This is a genomic window from Streptomyces sedi, assembly GCF_006335015.1.
GTDB lineage: Bacteria > Actinomycetota > Actinomycetes > Streptomycetales > Streptomycetaceae > Streptomyces > Streptomyces sedi.
In genome coordinates, this window is sequence record NZ_VDGT01000005.1 from 294,773 (window position 1) to 316,636 (window position 21,864).

At 73.2% G+C, this 21,864-nt stretch carries 16 protein-coding genes; 8 read left to right on the forward strand and 8 right to left on the reverse strand.

Translation table 11 applies throughout. The features are described 5' to 3' along the window. Nucleotides 1–38 precede the first annotated feature (38 nt). Nucleotides 39–1,547, reverse strand: coding sequence for a tRNA (N6-isopentenyl adenosine(37)-C2)-methylthiotransferase MiaB (gene miaB / locus FH715_RS09645; protein WP_139642966.1), 1,509 nt, complete (start codon nucleotides 1,545–1,547; stop codon nucleotides 39–41). Between the two features lie 80 nt (nucleotides 1,548–1,627). Between miaB and FH715_RS09650 the strand changes: the two genes are divergently transcribed. Then, nucleotides 1,628–2,659: a TAXI family TRAP transporter solute-binding subunit gene (locus FH715_RS09650; RefSeq protein WP_246108651.1), complete on the forward strand. Its 1,032-nt coding sequence runs from the start codon at nucleotides 1,628–1,630 to the stop codon at nucleotides 2,657–2,659. Nucleotides 2,660–2,811: 152 nt separating this feature from the next. Beyond that, nucleotides 2,812–5,862 carry an alpha-mannosidase gene (locus FH715_RS09655; protein ID WP_139642969.1) on the forward strand — a complete coding sequence of 1,017 codons (3,051 nt, stop codon included), beginning with the start codon at nucleotides 2,812–2,814 and terminating at the stop codon, nucleotides 5,860–5,862. Here FH715_RS09655 and FH715_RS09660 read toward each other — a convergent pair. Then, entirely contained in the window at nucleotides 5,834–7,285 is a 1,452-nt protein-coding gene (locus FH715_RS09660) for a sensor histidine kinase (RefSeq protein ID WP_139642972.1), read from the reverse strand. The genes FH715_RS09655 and FH715_RS09660 overlap by 29 nt on opposite strands. A gap of 90 nt (nucleotides 7,286–7,375) precedes the next feature. Beyond that, nucleotides 7,376–8,062, reverse strand: coding sequence for a response regulator transcription factor (locus FH715_RS09665; protein ID WP_139642975.1), 687 nt, complete (start codon nucleotides 8,060–8,062; stop codon nucleotides 7,376–7,378). Nucleotides 8,063–8,360: 298 nt separating this feature from the next. On the opposite strand from FH715_RS09665, the gene FH715_RS09670 reads away from it, so the two are divergent. From FH715_RS09670 to FH715_RS09690, 5 genes are all read left to right on the forward strand, one after another. Continuing rightward, nucleotides 8,361–9,146, forward strand: coding sequence for an amino acid ABC transporter ATP-binding protein (locus FH715_RS09670; protein WP_139642978.1), 786 nt, complete (start codon nucleotides 8,361–8,363; stop codon nucleotides 9,144–9,146). Nucleotides 9,147–9,218: 72 nt separating this feature from the next. Further along, the gene (locus FH715_RS09675) at nucleotides 9,219–10,028 is read left to right on the forward strand and encodes a glutamate ABC transporter substrate-binding protein (protein WP_139642981.1); all 810 of its coding nucleotides are present in this window, start codon (nucleotides 9,219–9,221) and stop codon (nucleotides 10,026–10,028) included. A gap of 92 nt (nucleotides 10,029–10,120) precedes the next feature. Further along, nucleotides 10,121–10,792, forward strand: coding sequence for an amino acid ABC transporter permease (locus FH715_RS09680; protein WP_139642984.1), 672 nt, complete (start codon nucleotides 10,121–10,123; stop codon nucleotides 10,790–10,792). After that, nucleotides 10,789–11,820 carry an amino acid ABC transporter permease gene (locus FH715_RS09685; RefSeq protein ID WP_139642987.1) on the forward strand — a complete coding sequence of 344 codons (1,032 nt, stop codon included), beginning with the start codon at nucleotides 10,789–10,791 and terminating at the stop codon, nucleotides 11,818–11,820. Before FH715_RS09680 ends, FH715_RS09685 begins: the two co-directional genes overlap by 4 nt. Nucleotides 11,821–11,887: 67 nt before the next feature. Further along, nucleotides 11,888–13,501, forward strand: a complete 1,614-nt coding sequence (locus tag FH715_RS09690; protein ID WP_139642990.1) for an FAD-dependent monooxygenase — start codon at nucleotides 11,888–11,890, stop codon at nucleotides 13,499–13,501. Nucleotides 13,502–13,652: 151 nt separating this feature from the next. On the opposite strand, the gene recX is transcribed toward FH715_RS09690, so the two are convergent. The 5 genes from recX to FH715_RS09715 all read right to left on the reverse strand — a co-directional run bounded on the left by recX (nucleotide 13,653) and on the right by FH715_RS09715 (nucleotide 16,939). Beyond that, nucleotides 13,653–14,273 carry a recombination regulator RecX gene (gene recX, locus FH715_RS09695; RefSeq protein WP_139642991.1) on the reverse strand — a complete coding sequence of 207 codons (621 nt, stop codon included), beginning with the start codon at nucleotides 14,271–14,273 and terminating at the stop codon, nucleotides 13,653–13,655. A 3-nt stretch (nucleotides 14,274–14,276) separates the two neighbouring features. Continuing rightward, nucleotides 14,277–15,431, reverse strand: coding sequence for a recombinase RecA (gene recA, locus FH715_RS09700; protein WP_139642994.1), 1,155 nt, complete (start codon nucleotides 15,429–15,431; stop codon nucleotides 14,277–14,279). 195 nt (nucleotides 15,432–15,626) lie between these two features. Continuing rightward, nucleotides 15,627–15,821 carry a DUF3046 domain-containing protein gene (locus tag FH715_RS09705; RefSeq protein WP_139642997.1) on the reverse strand — a complete coding sequence of 65 codons (195 nt, stop codon included), beginning with the start codon at nucleotides 15,819–15,821 and terminating at the stop codon, nucleotides 15,627–15,629. Nucleotides 15,822–15,872: 51 nt separating this feature from the next. Next, nucleotides 15,873–16,184 carry an AzlD domain-containing protein gene (locus FH715_RS09710; protein WP_139643000.1) on the reverse strand — a complete coding sequence of 104 codons (312 nt, stop codon included), beginning with the start codon at nucleotides 16,182–16,184 and terminating at the stop codon, nucleotides 15,873–15,875. Beyond that, nucleotides 16,181–16,939 carry an AzlC family ABC transporter permease gene (locus tag FH715_RS09715; RefSeq protein ID WP_139643003.1) on the reverse strand — a complete coding sequence of 253 codons (759 nt, stop codon included), beginning with the start codon at nucleotides 16,937–16,939 and terminating at the stop codon, nucleotides 16,181–16,183. The genes FH715_RS09710 and FH715_RS09715 overlap by 4 nt, the downstream gene beginning before the upstream one ends. Before the next feature lie 161 nt (nucleotides 16,940–17,100). Between FH715_RS09715 and FH715_RS09720 the strand changes: the two genes are divergently transcribed. After that, nucleotides 17,101–21,810 (forward strand): ATP-dependent helicase, encoded by a 4,710-nt coding sequence (locus FH715_RS09720; RefSeq protein ID WP_139643006.1) that lies wholly within the window; start codon nucleotides 17,101–17,103, stop codon nucleotides 21,808–21,810. Nucleotides 21,811–21,864 lie beyond the last annotated feature (54 nt).

A 21,864-nucleotide genomic window follows, 5' to 3' on the forward strand; every position in this document is an offset into this window, starting at 1 on the left:
CCTCCCGTGGGCGCGGAGCCGGCCCGGCCGGCGGGTGGTTAGTGGCCGACGCCGCAGCCGCCGACGGGCTCCGTCGGCTGGGGCGGTGCCCCGACCGTCGGCAGGCCGAGCAGCACGCCGCCCGAACCGGCCGGCTCGGGCTGGGCGTTGCGCCGCTCCCAGGCGTCGCCGGCGCGGCTGCGCCGGACCTGGAGGGGCTCGCCCTCGGCCAGCAGGTGGTGCGGGGCCGCGTAGGTGACCTCGACGGTGACCAGGTCGCCGGGGCGGACGGGCTCCTCGGGGCGGGTGAAGTGGACCAGCCGGTTGTCCGGGGCGCGGCCGGAGAGCCGGCGGGTCGCGCCGTCCTTGCGGCCCTCGCCCTCCGCGACCAGCACCTCGACGGTCCTGCCGACCTGGCGCCTGTTCTCCGCCCAGGAGATCTCCTCCTGGAGGGCGACCAGCCGCTCGTAGCGCTCCTGGACGACCTCCTTGGGGATCTGCCCCGGCATCTCGGCGGCCGGGGTGCCCGGCCGCTTGGAGTACTGGAAGGTGAACGCCTGGGCGAAGCGCGCCTCCCGCACCACGTGCAGGGTCTCCTGGAAGTCCTCCTCGGTCTCGCCGGGGAAGCCCACGATGATGTCGGTGGTCAGCGCCGCCTCGGGGATGGACTCCCTGACCTTGTCGACGATGCCCAGATACCGGTCCTGGCGGTAGGAGCGGCGCATGGCCTTCAGCACCCGGGAGGAGCCGGACTGGAGCGGCATGTGCAGCTGCGGCATCACGTGGGGCGTGGTCGCCATCGCCTCGATCACGTCGTCGGTGAAGTCCCTGGGGTGGGGCGAGGTGAAGCGGACCCGCTCCAGTCCCTCGACGTTGCCGCAGGCGCGCAGCAGCTTGGAGAACGCCTGGCGGTCGCCGATGTCGGAGCCGTAGGCGTTGACGTTCTGGCCGAGCAGGGTGATCTCGATGACGCCCTCGGCGACCAGCGCCTCCACCTCGGCGAGGATGTCGCCGGGGCGCCGGTCCTTCTCCTTGCCGCGCAGGGCGGGCACGATGCAGAAGGTGCAGGTGTTGTTGCAGCCGACGGAGATCGCGACCCAGGCCGCGTAGGCGCTGTCCCTGCGGGTCGGGAGGGTGGAGGGGAACGCCTCCAGCGACTCGGCGATCTCCACCTGTGCCTCGCGCTCGACCCTGGCGCGCTCCAGCAGCACCGGCAGGCTGCCGACGTTGTGCGTGCCGAAGACGACGTCGACCCAGGGGGCGCGGCGGGTGATGGTGTCCCGGTCCTTCTGGGCCAGGCAGCCGCCGACGGCGATCTGCATCCCGGGGCGGGCGGCCTTCTTCGGCGCGAGCTGGCCGAGGTTGCCGTAGAGGCGGTTGTCCGCGTTCTCCCGGACGGCGCAGGTGTTGAACACCACGATGTCGGCGACCTCGTCGTGCTCCCCCGCCGGCACGTAGCCGGCGTCCTCCAGGAGCCCGGCCATGCGTTCCGAGTCGTGGACGTTCATCTGGCAACCGAACGTCCGGACCTGGTAGGTGCGCGTCTGGGCCGTGGCGGGAGTTGGCATGGGAAGGACTCAATCCACATCGATCAGAGGGCGGCAAGCTGGCCGCTGCCAAGTCTACGGTCCGCTGATAGTTTGCTCGGGTGGCTTCCGGAGGACCCGTATGGCGGCGGTTGGCGCCGCGTTCGACGCGCGGTCGGCGGCTGCTGGTCGCGACGGGTGTGGCCCTGGCGCTGGCGCTGATCGCCGTGTTGGCGCGCCCGCTGGTCGAGGGGGACGGGAAGCCGTCGGGCCGGGTGACGTTGAGCACCGGGGTGGCCAAGGGCGTCTACGCGCGCTACGGGGACCTGCTGCACGGTCAGTTGGCGAACGACGTGCCCGGTCTCGACGTGGAGCTGCGGGGCAGCGAGGGCTCGGTGGAGAACATCGAACGCCTGCTGGCCGGTGAGGCGGACTTCGCCATCGCCACGGCCGACTCGATCGCGGACTACCAGCAGCGGGGCGGCGAGGGCGCCGAGCGGCTACGGGCCTGCGCCCGGCTGTACGACGACTACATGCATCTGGTGGTGCCCGACGGCTCGCCGGTGCGGCGGACCGCGGACCTCGCGGGGTTGCGGGTCGGTGTCGGCGAGGACCAGTCGGGCGTGCAGCTGGTGACCAGGGAGCTGCTGGCGGCGGCCGGCCTGGACATGGAGCGGGACCTGACGGCGGTCAGGAAGGGCATCGACAACATGCCGACGATGCTGGAGGCGGGCCGGTTGGACGCCTTCTTCTGGTCGGGCGGGCTGCCGACCTCGGCCGTCGAGCAGCTGGCCGCGCGGACGAAGATCCGGATCGTGCCGTTGGACGACCTGCTGCCCGCGCTGACCGGGCGCGACGAGGCGGGCGGGGCGACGGCCCACTACCGGGCGGCGGTGATGCCTCCGGACGCCTACGAGGAGATCCCGGGGTCCGAGGGCATCGACACGTTGGCGGTGGCCAACCTGCTGATCACCACGGAGGACGCGGACGACAGGCTGGTCGAGGAGATCACCCGCTCGGTGATCAACGGGCGGGACAGCATCGCCGACGTGGTGCACGCGGCGCAGCGCGTGGACCTGCGGACGGCGATCTACACGCAGCCGCTGGATCTGCACCCCGGGGCGCGCGACTACTACCGTTCCGTCAAGTCCTGACCTCTCGCTTTCACTTGGGGATCGGCGACGGGCCGCGCCGGTTCCGGACCCTTTCTTTCCGCTCTTTTCCGTTTGATTCTGTTCTCGCGGGTTCAGCACTTACCGGGGACCGCACTTCAGAACGGCTTCAGAACGGCGAAGGAGTCACCTTCATGCACGACGACCGTGACCTTGTCGAGCAGCGGCTGCGCCGGGTGCTCGACGAGCGGATCAGGCCGGCGGTGTACGGCGCCGCGGTGCCGTTGGAACTGGAACGTTGGGACGCCCCCGGGGAGCCCGTCCCGGTGGCCGAGGCGCTGGCCGCCGCCTACCGGCCGGCGCGGGTCGGCGAGCGGTGGGGGCCGGCGTGGGGCACCAGCTGGTTCCGGCTGACCGGCCGGGTGCCGGCCGAGTGGGCGGGGTCGCGGGTCGAGGCCAGGGTCGACCTGGGCTTCGACCGGCAGCTGCCCGGGTTCCAGTGCGAGGGGCTGGTCCACCTCCCGGACGGCACCGCGGTCAAGGGCGTCCATCCGCACAACGACTGGGTGTCGGTGGCGCGTGCGGCGGAGGGCGGCGAGGAGGTCGAGCTGCTGGTCGAGGCGGCGGCCAACCCGATCCTGGTGGAGGCGCGCCCCACCGAGCTGGGCGACCGGCTGACCGTCGACGACGAGCCGCTGTACCGGATCGTCCGCGCCGAACTGGCGGTCTTCGAGGCCGAGGTCTGGGAGCTGGTGCGGGATCTGGAGGTCATCGGCTCGCTGATGGCCGAGCTGGCCGTGGACGACGCCCGCCGCTACGGACTGGTGCGGGCGGTGGAGAACGCGCTGGACGCGGTGGACCTCACGGATGTCGCGGGCAGCGCGCCGGCGGCGCGCGCGGCGCTCGCCGAGGTGCTCTCCGCGCCGGCGCACGCGTCCGCGCACCGGCTGAGCGCCGTGGGGCACGCGCACATCGACTCCGCCTGGCTGTGGCCGCTGCGGGAGACCGTGCGCAAGGTCTCCCGCACCACCGCCAACGTGGTGGCGCTGCTGGAGGACTCCGACGAGCTGGTCTTCGCGATGTCGCAGGCGCAGCAGCTGGCCTGGATCAAGGAGCACCGCCCCGAGCTGTTCGAGCGGGTGCGGCGGCGGATCGCCGAGGGCGGCTTCGTGCCGGTCGGCGGCATGTGGGTGGAGTCGGACACCAACATGGTCGGCGGGGAGGCCATGGCGCGGCAGTTCGTCCACGGGAAGCGGTTCTTCCTGGACGAGTTCGGGATCGAGACGGAGGAGGTGTGGCTGCCCGACTCCTTCGGCTACACCGCCGCGCTGCCGCAGCTGGTCAGGCTCTCGGGCTCGAAGTGGTTCCTGACCCAGAAGATCTCCTGGAGCCGGACCAACCCGTTCCCCCACCACACCTTCTGGTGGGAGGGCATCGACGGCACCCGGGTCTTCACCCACTTCCCGCCGGTCGACACCTACAACTCGGACCTCACCGGCGGCGAGCTGGCGCACGCCGCGCGGAACTACCGGGAGAAGGGGCGCGGCAGCCGTTCCCTGGTGCCGTTCGGCTTCGGCGACGGCGGCGGCGGGCCCACCCGCGAGATGCTGGGCCGGGCGCGGCGGGTCCGCGACCTGGAGGGCTCGCCCCGGGTCGAGATCGAGCCGCCGGCCGCGTTCTTCGCCAAGGCGCACGAGGAGTACCCGGACGCGCCGGTCTGGGTCGGCGAGCTGTATCTGGAGCTGCACCGGGGCACCTACACCTCGCAGGCCAAGACCAAGCAGGGCAACCGGCACAGCGAGTCGCTGCTGCGGGAGGCCGAGCTGTGGGCGGCCACGGCGGCGGTGCGGGTGCCCGGGTACGCCTACCCGTACGAGGAGTTGGACCGGATCTGGAAGACGGTGCTGCTGCACCAGTTCCACGACATCCTGCCGGGTTCCTCGATCGCCTGGGTGCACCGGGAGGCCAGGGAGACCTACGCGCGGCTGCGCGAGGAGCTGCTGGCGCTGGTGGACGCGGCGCAGCGGGCGCTGGCCGGCCCGGGCGCCGGGACCGTGGTCTTCAACGCGGCGCCGCACGAGCGCTCCGGGGTGCCGGGCGGTGGCGCGCGCCGGCGGCCGGTGGGCGGCGCCTCGGCCGTCGGGGTCGAGGAGCGGCCGGACGGCGGGTTCACGCTGGACAACGGGCTGCTGCGGGTCGAGGTCGACGGCCGTGGCCTGGTGGTCTCCGCGGTGGACCGGGACAGCGGCCGGGAGGCGGTGGCCCCCGGCCTGGCGGGCAACCTGCTCCAGCTGCACCCGGACTTCCCGAACGCGTGGGACGCCTGGGACCTGGACGAGTTCTACCGCAACCGGGTGCGTGACCTGGTGGAGGTCGAGTCGCTGGAACGGGTCGACGCGGACGGCACCGCGGGCGAGGGGGCGGCGACGGTGCGCGTCACCCGCGCGTTCGGCGCCTCCCGGGTGGTGCAGCTGATCGTGCTGCGCCCCGGCGCGCGCTCGGTGGAGTTCGACACCACCGTGGACTGGCGGGAGAGCGAGCAGGTGTTGAAGGCCGCCTTCCCCCTGGATGTGAAGGCCGACCAGTCGGCGTCCGAGACGCAGTTCGGGCACGTCTTCCGCCCCACCCACACCAACACCTCGTGGGAGGCGGCCAAGTTCGAGATCTGCGCGCACCGCTGGGTGCACGTGGGCGAGCCGGGGTACGGGGCCGCCGTGGTCAACGACTCGACCTACGGGCACGACGTGACCAGGGACGTGCGCGAGGACGGCGGGCAGACCACCACCGTGCGGCTGTCGCTGCTGCGTGCCCCGCGCTACCCGGACCCGGAGACCGACCAGGGCGAGCACCGGCTGCGCTTCGGTCTGGTGCCGGGCGCCGAGCTGGGCGACGCGGTGCGCGAGGGCCACCGGATCAACCTGCCGGAGCGCGCGGTGCCGGGCGACGCCGAGGTGGCGCCGCTGGTCGGGGTGGTCGAGTCGGCGGGCGCGGGGAGCATCGTGGTCTCCGCCGTGAAGCTGGCCGACGACCGCACCGGCGACCTGGTGGTGCGGCTCTACGAGTCCGGCGGCCGGCGGGCCTCCGGCGAGCTGCGCGTCGACGCCGAGGTGGCGGAGGTCGGCATCACGGACCTGCTGGAACGCCCGCTGGCGGACGAGCCGGCTCTTGAGGTGAAGGAGGGGCGCGTACCGATCACGTTGCGCCCCTTCCAGATCCTCACGCTGCGTCTGGCGCGCCGGGCTTGAGGGAGACGTAGGAGGCGGGGAGCGTGGCGGGCTCCGGCTGGTGCCGGGGCACCGTCACGATCACCCGCAGACCCGTCGGCCGGTTGTGGGCGTAGGCGATCTCCGCCCCGCCGGCCGCCAGCAGGGCACCGACGATGGACAGGCCGAGCCCCGACCCCGAGACGTTCTGGTGGCGGTGGCTGCGCCAGAAGCGGGAGCCGACCCGTTCCAGCTCGTCGTCGGCGACGCCCGGCCCGCTGTCCGCGACCTCGATGACGACGCTGTCGCCCTCGGGGGTCACGGACAGCTCCACCACCCCGCCCTCGGGCGTGAACTTCAGCGCGTTGTCGACCACCGCGTCCAGCGCGCTGGAGAGCCCGACCGGGTCGGCCCACCCGGTCACCGCCGTGGGCCCGGCGAGCCGCACCTCCACCCCGTCCCGGTCGGCGACCAGCCGCCAGGCACCCGCCCGCTCGGCGAGCAGCGCGGCGACGTCGACCACCCGCGGATCGGCCGTGGTGTGCTCGGCCAGGGCCAGGTCCAGCAGCCCGTCCAACACCTGGGCGAGCCGCTTGCCCTCGGCGCGCACGGAGGCGAACTCCTCGTTGCCCTCGGGCAGTTCCAGCCCCAGCAGGTCGATGCGGAGCAGCAGCGCGGAGAGCGGGTTGCGCAGCTGGTGGGAGGCGTCGGCGACGAAGGCGCGCTGCTGTTCCAGCACGTCCTCCACGTGATCGGCCATCTCGTTGAAGGAGACCGCGAGCCGCCGCAGCTCCGGCGGGCCGCCGGCCGGCGCCACCCGCGCGGTGAGCCGCCCGGTCGCGATGTGGTGCGTCGCCCGGTCCAGCACCCGCACCGGGCGCAGCACCCAACGCGTCAGCTGGAACGCCGCCACCACCGCCAGCAGCAGCGCCGCCGCCTCCCCCAGCAGGATCCCCAGCCAGCCGGAGAGGATCCGGGAGCGCAGCGGACCGGTCGGCGACTCGGTCACCACCACGGCGATCACGTCGCCGTCCCGGATCACCGGCGAGGCCACCACCAGCGTGCGGTCCTCGTCCCACGGCCATACCTGGGAGGGCCCCTGACTGCGGCGCCCGGCCAGCGCCTCGGCGAACTCCGGTCCCGTCCTGCCGCCCGGCACCCCCCATCCGTCGGGCGAGGCCGCCACCGCCTCGGCGTCGCGGTCGAAGACCCCCGCGCTGATGCCGTAGACCTCCTGGTAGCGGCCCAGCTCCTCGGTGAGCGCGTTCAGCGACTCCCGGTGGGTGGCGTCCGGCGGCCCCGAGACGAACTGCGCGAGCGAGGCGAAGCGCGCGGTGTCGTCGATCCGGTCGACGACCACCCGCTGCTGCTCACTCCTCGCCTGGCTCGCCGCCAGCGGAACGCCCAGCGCGAGCAGCACCCCCATCAACAACACGATCAACAGTGGAAGCAGCCGAGAACGCACCGAAGTCTTCCTGTCGCAGAACCATCAAACCGTCGCCTTGCCGTCGCACGGCGACCGCCGGCGAGAGGCCGCCCTCCCGGGGCCGCCCGTTCAGAGCCCCGGCAACGCCAGCCGGTAGCCGACTCCCCTGACCGTCTCCACCAGCCCGGGCCGGCGCAACTTCGAACGCAGCGAGGCGATGTGCACCTCCAGGGTGCGCCCGGTCCCCTCCCAGCTGGTCTGCCACACGTCGCTGATGATCTGCTCGCGCCGGAAGACCACCCCTGGCCGCTGGGCCAACAGCGCCAGCAGGTCGAACTCCTTGCGGGTCAGCACGACCCGCTCGCCGTCCACCTCGACCCTGCGGGTCGCCAGCTCCACCACCATCGGCCCCAGCGTCAGTACCTCGGCCGGCTCCTCCTCGGGGGCGGCCGGCTCCTCGACGGTGCGCCGGCTCACCGCGTGGATGCGGGCCAGCAGCTCGCCCGTGTCGTACGGCTTGACCACGTAGTCGTCCGCGCCCAGGTTCAGCCCGTGGATGCGGGAGCGCACGTCCGACCTGGCGGTCACCATGATCACCGGAGTGGAGGTGAGGCGACGGATGCGGCCGCAGACCTCGAAGCCGTCCACGTCGGGCAGGCCCAGGTCCAGCAGGACGACGCCGAAGCCACCGGACCGGAGCTCGGCGAGCGCCTCCTCGCCGGTGCGGACGCGCACGGCGGTGAAGCCGTGCCGGTTCAGGACCGCCACCAGGGCGGCGGCGACGTGTTCGTCGTCCTCGACCAACAGCAGGCGCAACCCGTGCTCCCTTCCCCGCTCGGTGCTCCCGGCCGTCGACCCGGCCGTTCCGCCGCACGCCTGCCCCGGAAACGGATTCCGAAGCAGCGCTACGAGAACGATTGAAGCAGGAGAACGCCCCGCGCAGACGTCTCGGAGGAACAACGTCACCGGGTGCGGAACAGAGCCCCACAGACGGTTACTGCCCGTAGAGGGAAGCAACGCGATCGTTATGCTCAATTTCCGCTCAGATCTGCTGACGCTGCGTTGTACAGCTGGCTAGGGTCCCTGCAACCGACGAGGATGGAGCCACTCCACGATGAGCGATGCGCCGCTGACCAAGGACCCCGCGGAGTCCGCGCCCCTGGCGGAGGACCTGGTCGTCCTGGAGAGCGTGGACAAGCACTTCGGTGCCCTGCACGTGCTCCAGGACATCAACCTGACCATCAAGCGCGGTGAGGTCGTCGTCGTGATCGGCCCCTCGGGCTCCGGCAAGTCCACGCTCTGCCGAGCGATCAACCGCCTGGAGACCATCGACGGCGGCTCCATCACGATCGACGAGAAGCCCCTGCCCGAGGAGGGTCGGGAGCTGGCCCGCCTCCGTGCGGATGTCGGCATGGTCTTCCAGTCCTTCAATCTCTTCGCCCACAAGACCGTGCTCCAGAACGTGACCCTGGGGCCCGTCAAGGTCCGTGGGATCTCGAAGGAGGAGGCGGAGACCAAGGCGAGGGGCCTGCTGGACCGGGTCGGGGTCGGCAACCAGGCCGACAAGTACCCGGCGCAGCTCTCCGGCGGCCAGCAGCAGCGTGTGGCCATCGCCCGCGCGCTGGCCATGGAGCCGAAGGTGATGCTCTTCGACGAGCCCACCTCGGCCCTGGACCCGGAGATGATCAACGAGGTTCTGGAGGTCATGCAGCAGCTCGCCAGGGAGGGCATGACGATGGTCGTGGTCACCCACGAGATGGGCTTCGCCCGTTCCGCCGCGAACCGCGTGGTCTTCATGGCCGACGGCCGGATCGTCGAAGAGGCCGAGCCGCACCAGTTCTTCGACAACCCGCGCAGCGACCGTGCCAAGGACTTCCTCTCGAAGATCCTCCAGCACTGAGAACCCCGCCCGAGAGGCGACCACACCCCCACTGACATGACGCACCCTCCTCGACTCTAAGGAACACGCACCATGAGACTTCGCAAGGCCAGTGCCCTCGCCGCCGGCGTGCTCGCCCTCTCCCTCGCCGCGACCGCCTGCGGCGGCGGCGGTGACGACGACAAGATCAGCGTCGGCATCAAGTACGACCAGCCGGGCCTTGGCCTCAAGACCCCCGACGGCGACTTCGTCGGCTTCGACGTCGACGTGGCGACCTATATCGCCGGCGAGCTGGGGTACGAGCCGGACCAGATCGACTTCGTCGAGTCGCCCAGTGGCGACCGCGAGACGATGCTGGACCGGGGCGACGTCGACTTCATCGTGGCCAGCTACTCCATCACCGACGAGCGCAAGGAGCAGGTGGACTTCGCCGGCCCCTACTTCGTCGCCCACCAGGACCTGCTGATCCGCGACGGCGAGAGCGTGCCCAACGAGGAGGCCATCGCCGACCTCACGCTGTGCTCCGTCGGTGGCTCGACCTCGGCCGCCAACCTGGCCGAGCAGTACCCGGGCGCCGGCCTGGAGGAGCTGGGCACCTACTCCGAGTGTCTGACCGGCCTGGAGAACGAGACCGTGGACGCGCTGACCACGGACGACTCCATCCTCGCCGGCTACGCCGCGCAGGAGCAGAACCAGGGCAAGTTCACGCTGGCCGGCCTCTCGCTGAGCGACGAGTACTACGGCGTGGGCATCCCCAAGGGCGAGACCGAGCGGCGGGACGACATCAACGCGGCGATCACCAAGATGGTCGACGACGGCGCCTGGCAGGAGGCCGTGGACGAGCACTTCGGTCCGGCCGGCCACGAGGTGGAGCCGGCTCCGGAGCTCACCGAGACCAGCTGACCCCACGAAACTCCGGTAACGCGGTGGCGTGCCGTCGCTGCGGCGGCACGCCACACCCTTTTCCCATCCTCTAGGCGAGACTGAGAGATTCCGTGTTCGATTTCCTTGATCTCGAGCAGTACGACCTCTTCGGGGCGTTCTGGACCACGGTGCAGCTCACCGTTTACTCCGCGATCGGATCACTGATCTGGGGCACGCTGTTGGCCGCGATGCGGGTCAGCCCCGTGCCGATCATGCGGGCCTTCGGCACGGCCTACGTGAACCTCCTGCGGAACACGCCCCTCACGCTGGTCATCGTCGCCTGCTCCCAGGGCCTCTATTTCACGATGGGGGTGTCCATGGGGGCGAGCGGCTCCGAGAACATCGCGTTCCGGCTTGCCGTGCTCGGCTTCATCGTCTACACCTCGACCTTCGTCTGCGAGGCCCTGCGCTCCGGCATCAACACCGTGCCGGTGGGCCAGGCCGAGGCGGCGAGAGCGCTCGGGCTCAACTTCAGCCAGGTGCTGCGCCTCGTGGTGCTGCCCCAGGCATTCCGCGCGGTGGTCGCCCCGCTGGCGAACGTGCTGATCGCCCTGACCAAGAACACCACAGTGGCCGCGACCATCGGCGTCGCCGAAGCAGCCCTGTTGATGCGCGACATGATCGAACGGGAAGCGCAACTCATCCCGATCGCCGCCGTGTTCGCCTTTGGATTCATTGTTCTCACCCTCCCGACCGGTCTGCTTCTCGGCTGGGTGAGCAAGCGAGTGGCGGTGAAGCGATGAGCAAGGCAGCATCCGTTCTCTATGACGCGCCGGGACCGCGCGCCAAACAACGCAACATCTTCATCACCATCGGCTTCGTCGCCGTGCTGGCCGCGCTGGCCTACTGGATCCTGTCGGAGCTGGGCGACAAGAACCAGCTGGCGGCCGAGAAGTGGGACCCGTTCTTCACCGACTCCCGGGTGTGGACCACCTATCTGCTGCCCGGTCTCCAGGAGACCATGACGGCCGCCGCGCTCTCCCTGGTGATCGCGCTGCCGCTGGGTGCCGTGCTCGGCATCGCCCGGATGTCCGACCACTGGTGGATCAGGCGTCCCGCCGACATCGTGGTCGAGTTCTTCCGGGCCATCCCGGTGCTGATCCTGATGGTCTTCGCCAACCAGGCGTACGCCGAGTGGTCGACGATCGACCGCGAGATGCGGCCGATGTACGCGGTGATCACCGGCCTGGTGCTCTACAACGCGTCCGTGTTGGCCGAGATCGTGCGGGCCGGCGTGCTCTCCCTGCCGCGCGGCCAGACCGACGCGGCGAACGCCATCGGGATGCGCAAGGGCCAGACCATGGTCCATGTGCTGCTGCCGCAGGCGGTCACGGCGATGCTGCCGGCGATCGTCAGCCAGCTGGTGGTCATCGTCAAGGACACCGCGCTGGGTGGCGCCCTGCTCGGCTACGGCGAACTGATCAGCAACACCCGTCTGGTGGCCGGCAACTACAGCAACACCATCGCCGCCTACACCGTGGCAGCCGCGATCTTCATCGCGGTGAACTTCCTGCTCACCTATCTCGCGGGCTGGCTTGAGGCCCGCATCCGCCAGGGAAGGCGCGGCACCGGAGCGGTGCTCTCGTCCGACCTGGCCGAGGAGACGCAGGCGGGCGGCGCCGGCATCGCGGCCCCGACGCTCGACAAGGGCGCCGGGCTTCCCGACGGCACCGACCGGCCGGCGGCGCAGGGCGGCACGGCCGCCGGCGGAGACGGCCGAACCGGCGGCGCCGGTGGGCGAGAACCAGACGATCCGGACCACGTTTCGTAGTGGTGCGCAACCGGCCCGAACCGGGGCCGACTTGACGGTAGCGACGGCGCTGGGTTCCATACGTGCTGTGCTGCCCGTGATCATCGTTGGCGCGGGCCCTACAGGGCTCGCGCTGGCGCTTGCCCTGGCCGGGCACGACGTGCCGTCCGTCGTGTTGGACGGTTCCGACGGTCCGCCCGCCGCCCGCCCGGCCAGAAGCGTGGTCCTGGCGCCCGACGTGGCGCGGTGGGCGGCGCTGCCGGGGGCCCACCGGGAGAGCGCCGTCTGGAGCGGCTGGCGCACCGTGCGACGGGGGCGCACCGCCGAACACCTCACCTTCGGGGCGGCCCGGGCGCCCCGTCACCTTCCGCAGCACGTGCTGGAGGCGACGCTGCGGGACGCGGTCGCGCGTCACGAGCTGGTGCGGCTGGCCCGCGGCCACCGGCTGGCCGACTTCGAACAGCGCGGCGCCGACGTGCTGGCGCACAGCGTGCTCCGGCCGACGGACGGGCGCCGTGAGGAGGCGAGGCAGTGGCGCGGCGGCTTTCTCGTCGGCTGCGACGGGGCCCGCTCGACCGTGCGCAAGCTGCTGGGCGTGCCGTTCCCCGGCCGCACGGCCGTGGAACGCTACGCCGTCGCCGCCCTGCGCGCCCCGCTCCCCTGGCCGGGCGAGGCCGCCTTGCACCGGGGGCCGCGGACGGGCGAGGTGACGCTGCGGCCACTCACCGGGGAACGCTGGCGGCTGGACTGGCCGTTGCCGCCCGACGAGGGGCTGGTGACGCCGGAGGCGCTGATGAGCCGGGTCGAGGCCACGCTGGCGGAGCTGCGGGCGACGGGCGACGGCGGCGAACCCGCCGACCGGGCCGAGGGGGCCGCGCCGGACTACCAGCTCCTGGACACCGGCGTGCACGTCTGTCACCAGCGGCTGGCCCGCGCCTGGCGGGTGGACCGCGCCTTCCTCGCGGGGGACGCCGCCCATCTGCTGGGTGCCCTGGGGACCCAGCAGGTGACGGAGGGGCTCCGGGACGCCGAGAACCTGGCCTGGCGGCTGGCCATAGCCAGCCGTCTGGGGGCCAATGACGCCCTGCTGGACGGCTACCAGCAGGAGCGTCGGGGTGCCGTCGGACGACGGCTGCGGGGCGTCGACCAGGCGCTGCCGCTGGTGCGTGGGCGCGGCGGGCTGGCCGGCCGGCTGCCGGGGCGCGGCCGGGGACGGCTGGCCCTGTTGAGCGACGGACACCTGGGGCGCGGCACGCTGGGCGAGGCGCCCGTCTACGGCGGCGCGTCGACGAGGCGCGGCGCGGCGGACGACACCGCGACGCCCCGGGTGGGCGCGCCGGTCGGCGACGTGCCGGTGACCGCGCTGGACGGGACACGGTCGCGGCTGCGCGACCGTCTCGGCGGGCCGCTGCTGCTGGTGCTGACCGCGCCGGGCGCCCGGGTCTGGGACGCCCGACACTGGCTGTCGGCGGGGCTGATGCCCGAGCTGGCGGCGTTCGCCGAGACCCTCGACGTGCCGACCGAGCTGCTGGTCACCGAGGAGTACCCGGGCGCGGGCGCGCACACCGTCCTGCTGGTGCGCCCGGACGGCCATCTCGCCGCCTGGCTCCCCGGCGCCCACACCGGCGCCCTCCGCGAGGCCGTCCGCCTCCTGCGCGGCACGACGGCCGTCACCCCGGCCGAGCCCAACGGCGCTCCCTGACCGACGGGGTCGCGGGCCGCGCGCACGTGAGCCGAGCGGCTTGGTGTCCGCGCGACGCGGCGCCTCGGCCGGTCCGGACGCTCAGCCCCGCGTCGCCCGGGAAGCTCCCGCTCCCCGGGGCACCCGCGATGTCCGGGAAGTCCGAGAGGGCTCAGGGGGTATCGGGCGCATAGTCCTCCCACTCCTCCGTCGACTGGCCCTCCCGCTCCAGCGCCTCGCGGACCACCCGCAGGGCCAGCCCCTCGGCGTACCCCTTGCGGGCCAGCATCCCGACCAGGCGCCGCATCCGCTTGGGTGTCGGCAGGCCGCGCGTGGCCGGGAGGCGGCGGGCGACCAGGGCCCTGGCCGTCTCCTCCTCGTCCTCCGGCTCCAGCCGGGAGACCGCCTCGTCGACCACGGCGGGAGCCACCCCCTTGGTGCGCAGCTCCCGGGCCAGCGCCCGGCGGGCCAGCCCCCGTCCGTGGTGGCGGGACTCCACCCACGCCTCGGCGAAGAGGGCGTCGTCGATCATCCCGACCTCCTCGAAGCGGTCGAGCACCTCCGCGGCGGCCTCCTCCGGGATCTCCCTGCGCCGCAACGCGTCCGCCAACTGCCGTCGGGTGCGCGGCGTCCCGGCCAGCAGCGCCAGGCAGATACCGCGCGCCCGCGTCACCGGATCGCCGCCGCCCGACGGCCCGGCCGAACGGCCCTCCCCCGAGCGGGGAGGGGCCTCGGCGGCCGGACCATCCGCGCGCGCCGGCGAGGCTTCGGGCCAGTCGCTGCGCCGGGTCATCCGTCAGCCCTTGGCGGCGACGGCCTTGGCGGCCTTGGGTGCCTTGGCCGAGGCGGCCGACTTCGCGGCGGCCGTGGCCTGCGCCGGCGGACCGGCCGGCGACTCGGCCCCGTCCTTGGCCGCCCCGTCCTTGGCGGGCTCGCCGCCCTCGGGCGTCGGAGGCTTCGGGCCGATGCCCAGCTTCTCCTTGATCTTCTTCTCGACCTCGTTGGCCAGGTCCGGGTTGTCCCGCAGGAAGTTCCGCGCGTTCTCCTTGCCCTGGCCCAGCTGGTCGCCGCCGTAGGTGTACCAGGCACCGGACTTGCGGATGAAGCCGTGCTCCACGCCCATGTCGATCAGGCCGCCCTCACGGCTGATGCCCGTGCCGTAGAGGATGTCGAACTCGGCCTGCTTGAACGGCGGCGCCACCTTGTTCTTGACGACCTTGACGCGGGTGCGGTTGCCCACCGCGTCGGTGCCGTCCTTGAGGGTCTCGATGCGCCGGATGTCCAGCCGCACCGAGGCGTAGAACTTCAACGCCCGGCCGCCCGAGGTCGTCTCGGGGGAGCCGAACATCACGCCGACCTTCTCCCGGAGCTGGTTGATGAAGATCGCCGTGGTCTTGGCCTGGTTGAGCGCGCCCGTGATCTTCCGCAGGGCCTGGCTCATCAGCCGGGCCTGGAGGCCGACGTGGGAGTCGCCCATCTCGCCCTCGATCTCCGCCCTGGGCACCAGGGCGGCCACCGAGTCGATGACGATCAGGTCGAGGGCGCCGGAGCGGATCAGCATGTCCGTGATCTCCAGGGCCTGTTCGCCGTTGTCCGGCTGGGAGAGGATCAGCTGGTCCACGTCGACGCCGAGCCGCTTGGCGTACTCGGGATCGAGGGCGTGCTCGGCGTCCACGAAGGCGACGGTGCCGCCGGCCTTCTGCGCGTTCGCCACCGCGTGGAGGGTGAGCGTGGTCTTGCCCGAGGACTCGGGCCCGTAGACCTCGACCACCCGGCCGCGGGGCAACCCGCCGACGCCCAGGGCCACATCCAGCGCCGTGGAGCCGGTGGGGATGATCTCGATCGGCTCCTCGGGCCGCTCGCCCAGCCGCATCACCGCGCCCTTGCCGAACTGCCGCTCAATCTGTGCGAGTGCGGCGTCGAGCGCCTTCTCGCGGTCCGTACCTGCCATGGGTGCCACCCGGTCCGTCTGATTCGATCGCTTCACAACCACGGACGCTAGCGCCCGCCACTGACAATCGACGCGTGCACAGGGCTCGCAGCGACCAGGACGCCGTTTCCGCAACCCTCATAAGAATAGCTGTTCGATTTTCGTGTCAAGCGGGGCCCCTCGCCACCCGGTTGGGAAAAGCACAGGTCAACGCCATCAACGCAGGTGGCGAGGTACCTCGTTCGCCACGCAGACGGCGCGCCAGACGTCCTTGGCGCCCCAACCCGCGTCCAGCGCCTCGTAAACGGTACGGCCGCCCAACTCGGACATCACGTGATCCCTGGCGAAGGAGTCCGCGTAGGTCTCGCCGAAGTGCTCCGCCATCCGTTCCCAGAAATCCGTCAGCCGCATGGGGCCAGTATCCCCGGCCGCCCGGCACGCACACGGTCGGCCGTGGCGCGCTCACCCGCCCAGCGCCCGGCAACCGGCGGTGACCAGCACCGCGGAGCCGACCACCAGCAGAAAGGGCGCGCGCAGCAGCAGCGCGGCCCCGGCCGCCGCCAGCCCCGCCAGCCTGGCGTCGACGACCACGGCGCCGTCCCCTCCGTCGAGCGTCTGGAGCGCGGTCAACGCGGCCAGCAGCGCCACCGGGAGGAGCGCGGCGAGCCGGCGCACCAGGGGGCGTTCCATGGAAGCGGGCGGCGCCAGGAGTCCGAGCAGTTTGGCCAGGTAGCAGCCGACCGCGGTCAGTCCGATGGCGATCCAGGTGGTCACGGGACCATCCCCTCCCCGCTCCCGCCGGCGTCGGCCGGCCCGGCGACCGTGTCCCGGCCGCGCCGCCCGGCGAACAGCAGCACCAGCGGCGCGGCGAGCGCCGCCACCAGCACCGGGACCCCGGTCGGCAGCAGCGGCAGGCAGGCCAGCCCGAGCAGCACGGCGAGGACGGCGGTGGCCCGTTCGGCGGTGGAGCGGAGCATCGGCGCGAGCAGCGCGAGAAAGACGGCGGGCGAGGCGGCGTCGAGGCCCCAGGCGTTGGGGTCGCCGATCGAGCCGGCGCCCAGCGCGCCCAGCAGCGTGGTCAGGTTCCAGCAGACGAAGAGCGTGGTGCCGCTGACCGCGAACCCGAGCCTGGCCAGCGGCCTGTTCGGCTGGGCGAGCGTGACGGCCGTGGTCTCGTCGATCACCCAGTGCGCGACCAGCGGGCGCGTCCGGCGGGACGGGTTCAGCACGGAGGAGAGCCGCAGGCCGTAGAAGGAGTTGCGCACCCCGAGGAAGAACGCGCCGGCGGCGGCCGTGTACGGGTTGCCGCCGCCGGCCAGCGCGCCCACCAGCGCGAACTGGGAGGCGCCGGTGAAGACCAGCAGGCTGAGCACGCACGCCTGGGCGGCGCTGAGCCCGCCGGAGACGGCCGTGACGCCGAAGGCGAAGCCGGAGAGGCCCACCGCCAACCCGACGCCGAGGGAGTCACGGAGTGTCGCCGCGCGGGCGTCTCCGGTCGGTGGATCGCTGAGATCGGTTGACTTTTCCATCACTGCAAAACCGTAAGCGGTCGATCGAAGATCAATCTCGTTCATTTCTCGCACACAGACGTGCATTCGCGAGGGCGTGGCCCGCATTTCCGCGGCATTCCCCGCTTCCCCGGCACGGCCGCTGCATCTCACTGTCAGTGGCGAGGTGCACGATGGGGCACATGAGCGGCAGCAAGAACACCACCGGCGGCGCACCGGGCGCGGGGCCGGTGCTCGACGGTTTCTCCCCGGCCACCAGCGCCTGGTTCCGGCACGCCTTCCAGGCGCCGACGGCGGCGCAGGAGGGCGCCTGGCGGGCGATCGCCGAGGAGTCCGACGCCCTGGTGGTCGCGCCGACCGGCTCGGGGAAGACGCTGGCCGCCTTCCTCGCCTCCCTCGACCGGCTGGCCGCCGAGCCGCCGCCGGCCGAGCCGCTGCGGCGGTGCCGGGTGCTCTACGTCTCCCCGCTCAAGGCCCTCGCGGTGGACGTGGAGCGCAACCTCCGCTCCCCCCTGACCGGCATCCGCCAGGAGTCGGTCCGCCTCGGGCTGCCCGAGCCCGACATCCGCGTCGGCATCCGCACCGGTGACACCCCGGCGGCCGACCGCAGGGCCATGGCCAGGCGCCCGCCGGACATCCTGATCACCACCCCCGAGTCGCTCTTCCTCGTGCTGACCTCCTCGGCCAGGGAGGCGCTCGCCGGCGTCGAGACCGTGATCCTCGACGAGGTGCACGCGGTCGCCGGCACCAAGCGCGGCGCCCATCTGGCGCTGACGCTGGAGCGGTTGGACGCCCTGCTGGCCCGCCCGGCGCGGCGGATCGGGCTCTCGGCGACGGTCCGCCCGGTGGACGAGGTGGCGCGCTTCCTCTCCCCTCAGCGCAAGGCCACCGTCGTGCAGCCGCCCTCGGGCAAGGAGTTCCAGCTGTCGGTGGTCGTCCCGGTGCCCGACCTCGGCGAGTTGGGCGGCTCCCCGGCGCCCGACACGGGGGCGGGAGAGGACCGCCCCTCGATCTGGCCCTCGGTGGAGGAGCGGATCGTCGACCTGGTCCAGGCCCACCGCTCGACGATCGTCTTCGTCAACTCCCGCCGCCTCGCGGAGCGCCTGTGCAACCGGATGAACGAGATCGCCCACGAGCGCGCCACCGGGGAGAGCCTGCCGGCCGACCACGGGCCCGCCGAGCTGATGGGGGGCTCGGGCGCCGGCTCCGGGGCGCCCGCCGCGCTGGCCAGAGCGCACCACGGCTCGGTCGCCAAGGAGCAGCGCGCCCAGATCGAGGAGGACCTCAAGGCCGGCCGGCTGCCGGCCGTGGTCGCCACCTCCAGCCTGGAGCTGGGCATCGACATGGGCTCCGTCGACCTCGTCGTCCAGGTCGAGTCGCCGCCCTCGGTCGCCTCGGGACTCCAGCGGGTCGGCCGCGCCGGCCACCAGGTGGGCGCGGTCTCCGCCGGGGTCGTCTTCCCCAAGTACCGGGGCGACCTGGTGCAGTCGGCCGTGGTCACCGAGCGGATGCGGCAGGGGGCGATCGAGGCGTTGCGGGTCCCGGCCAACCCGCTGGACGTGCTGGCCCAGCAGATCGTGGCGATCACGGCCATGGACAGCTGGGACGTGGAGGAGCTGCTGGCCCTGGTCCGCCGGGCGGCCCCGTTCGCCGCGCTGCCGGAGTCGGCGTACCAGTCGGTCCTGGACATGCTGGCCGGGCGCTACCCCTCGGACGCCTTCGCCGAGTTGCGGCCCCGGCTGGTGTGGGACCGGGTCGCCGGCACCGTCACCGGCCGTCCGGGCGCGCAGCGCCTCGCCGTCACCTCCGGAGGCACCATCCCGGACCGCGGGCTCTTCGGGGTCTTCCTCGCCGGCTCCGACCCGCGGCGCGGCGGCGGCCGGGTCGGTGAGCTGGACGAGGAGATGGTCTACGAGTCCCGGGTCGGCGACGTCTTCACCCTCGGCACCACCTCCTGGCGGATCGAGGACATCACGAGGGACCGGGTGCTGGTCTCCCCCGCCCCCGGTGTTCCCGGCCGGCTGCCCTTCTGGAAGGGCGACCAGCTCGGCAGGCCGCTGGAGTTGGGCCGTGCGCTGGGCGCGTTTCTGCGGGAGATCGGCGCACTGGACGAGGAGGCGGCACGGCGGCGCCTGGCGGAGGCGGGGCTGGACACCTGGGCGGTGGACAACGTCCTCGCCTACCTCACCGAGCAGCGCGAGGCCTGCGGTCATGTCCCCGACGACCGCACCATCGTGGTGGAGCGCTTCCGCGACGAGCTGGGCGACTGGCGCGTGGTGGTGCACTCCCCCTTCGGCGCGCAGGTGCACGCGCCCTGGGCGCTGGCGCTGGGCGCCCGGCTCACCGAGCGGCTGGGCATGGACGCACAGGTGCTGCACGCCGACGACGGGATCGTGCTGCGGCTGCCGGACGCCGACCCGTTCGCCCTCGACGACGCGGACGACCCCGGCCCGCTGGACGCGGCACTCGACGACGGGCAGGCCCCGGTCGGCGCCGGCGACGTGCTCTTCCCGCCCGGCGAGGTGGACGAGATGGTCACCGAGCAGGTGGGCGGTTCGGCGCTCTTCGCCGCCCGCTTCCGCGAGTGCGCCGCCCGCGCCCTGCTGCTGCCCCGCCGCGACCCCGGCCGCCGCACCCCGCTGTGGCAGCAACGCCAGCGCGCTTCACAACTGCTGTCGGTCGCGAGCGAGTTCGGTTCCTTCCCGATCGTGCTTGAGGCGGTCAGGGAGTGCCTCCAGGACGTCTTCGACGTGCCCGGGCTCGCCGAGCTGATGCGGGACATCGAGGGCCGCAGGGTGCGACTGGTCGAGGTCACCACGCAGGCCCCCTCCCCCTTCGCCCGCTCGCTGCTCTTCGGCTATGTCGCCCAGTACCTCTACGAGGGCGACTCCCCACTCGCCGAACGCCGCGCCGCGGCCCTGTCGTTGGACTCCCGACTGCTGGCCGAGCTGCTGGGCCGGGCCGAGCTGCGGGAGCTGCTGGACCCCGAGGTGCTGGCCGTGCTGGAGCGGGAGCTGGGCTGGCTGACCGAGGAGCGCCGGGTCAGGGACGCGGAGGGCGTCGCCGACCTGCTGCGGGTGTTGGGCCCGCTGACGGAGGAGGAGTTGGCCGAACGCGGCGCGCGCCCCGAGTGGGCGGCCGAGCTGGGAGCGGCCCGCAGGGCCCTGCCCGTGCGGATCGCGGGCACCGCGCACTGGGCGGCCGTCGAGGACGCCGGCCGGCTGCGGGACGCCCTGGGCACCGCGCTGCCGGTGGGCGTGCCCGAGGCGTTCACGGAGCCGGTGGCCGACCCGCTGGGCGACCTGCTCGCCCGGCATGCCCGCACCCACGGTCCCTTCACCTCGGCGCGGGTCGCGACCAGGTTCGGCCTCGGCACCGCCGTGGCGGACGGCGCGCTGCACCGGATGGCGGCCGAGGGGCGCCTGGTGCGGGGCGAGTTCCGCCCGGGCGCCAGCGGGCAGGAGTGGTGCGACCCGACGGTGCTGCGGCGGCTGCGCCGACGCTCGCTGGCCGCCCTGCGCCAGGAGGTGGAGCCGGTCGCGCCCCGCGCGCTGGCGGCGTTCCTGCCGCGCTGGCAGCACGTCGGCCCGTCCGTCGGCAGGGGCGAGCTGCGGGGCGTGGACGGTCTGCTGCGCGCCGTCGAGCAGTTGCAGGGCGCCGCCGTGCCGGCCTCCGCGCTGGAGCGCCTGGTGCTGCCGGCCCGCGTGTCGGGCTACGCGCCGCAGCTGCTCGACGAGTTGACGGCCTCCGGCGAGGTGGTGTGGGCCGGCGCCGGCGCGCTGCCCGGCAAGGACGGCTGGATCTCGCTGTTCCCCGCCGACGCGGCGCCGCTGCTCTTGCCGCCTCCGCTCCCGCTGGAGCTGGGCGGGACACACCGCGCCGTGCTGGACGCCCTCGCCGGCGGCTACGGGCTGTTCTTCCGGCAGATCGCCGACCAGGTGGCGGCGGCCGGAATCGAGGACGGCGAGACCGCACTGGCCGAGGCGGTATGGGAGTTGGCCTGGTCGGGCCGGCTGACCAACGACACCCTCGGCCCGTTGCGCGCGCTGCTGGGTTCCGGCCGCACCGCCGGCTCCACGGCACACCGCGCCCGCCGCGCCACCCCGCGTGGCCGCTACGGCGCGCTCGCCGTCGGCTCCGGCGGCGCCGTCCGCCCGGCGGCCTCGCGCAACGGCCCGCCGACGGTCGCCGGCCGCTGGTCCCTGCTTCCCGAGCCGGTGAGCGACCCCACGGTCCGCGCCCACGCGCTGGCCCGCACCCTGCTCGACCGGCACGGGGTCGTCACCAGGGGCGCCGTGATGACGGAGGGCGTCGCCGGCGGATTCTCGGCGGTCTACCGGGTGTTGTCCGTCTTCGAGGAGAACGGCCAGGCCAGGCGCGGCTATGTGGTGGAGGGCCTGGGCGCCGCCCAGTTCGCGATGGACGGCGCGGTGGACCGGCTGCGCGCCGTCGGCTCGGCCGCCGAGCGCCCGGCCGGCGGCAGCGGCGGCCCCCGCGTCGCGCTGCTGGCCGCCGCCGACCCGGCGAACGCCTACGGCGCCGCCCTGCCCTGGCCCGAGGCGCCGGAGGGCGCCCGGCACAAGCCGGGCCGCAAGGCCGGGGCGCTGGTGGTGCTGGTCGACGGCGTTCTCACGCTGTATGTCGAGCGCGGTGGCCGCACCCTGCTGGCCTGGCCGCCAGGTGAGGGGCAGGCGGACGGCGAGGAGTGGGCCGAGGGGGCGCTGCGCCCGGCGACCGAGGCCCTGGCCCAGGCCGTGCGCGCCGGCGCTCTGGGCACGCTCACGGTGGAGCGGGTCAACGGCCGGCAGGCGCTCGCGGACGCGTCATGGGTCGGCCTGCTGGAAGGCGCGGGCTTCCACGCGACGCCGCGCGGTCTGCGGCTGCGCCCGTGAGAGGTGTGGGGAGGAGCTGGCAAGCGCGTCCGGACGCGCGAACGGCCGGGCGCG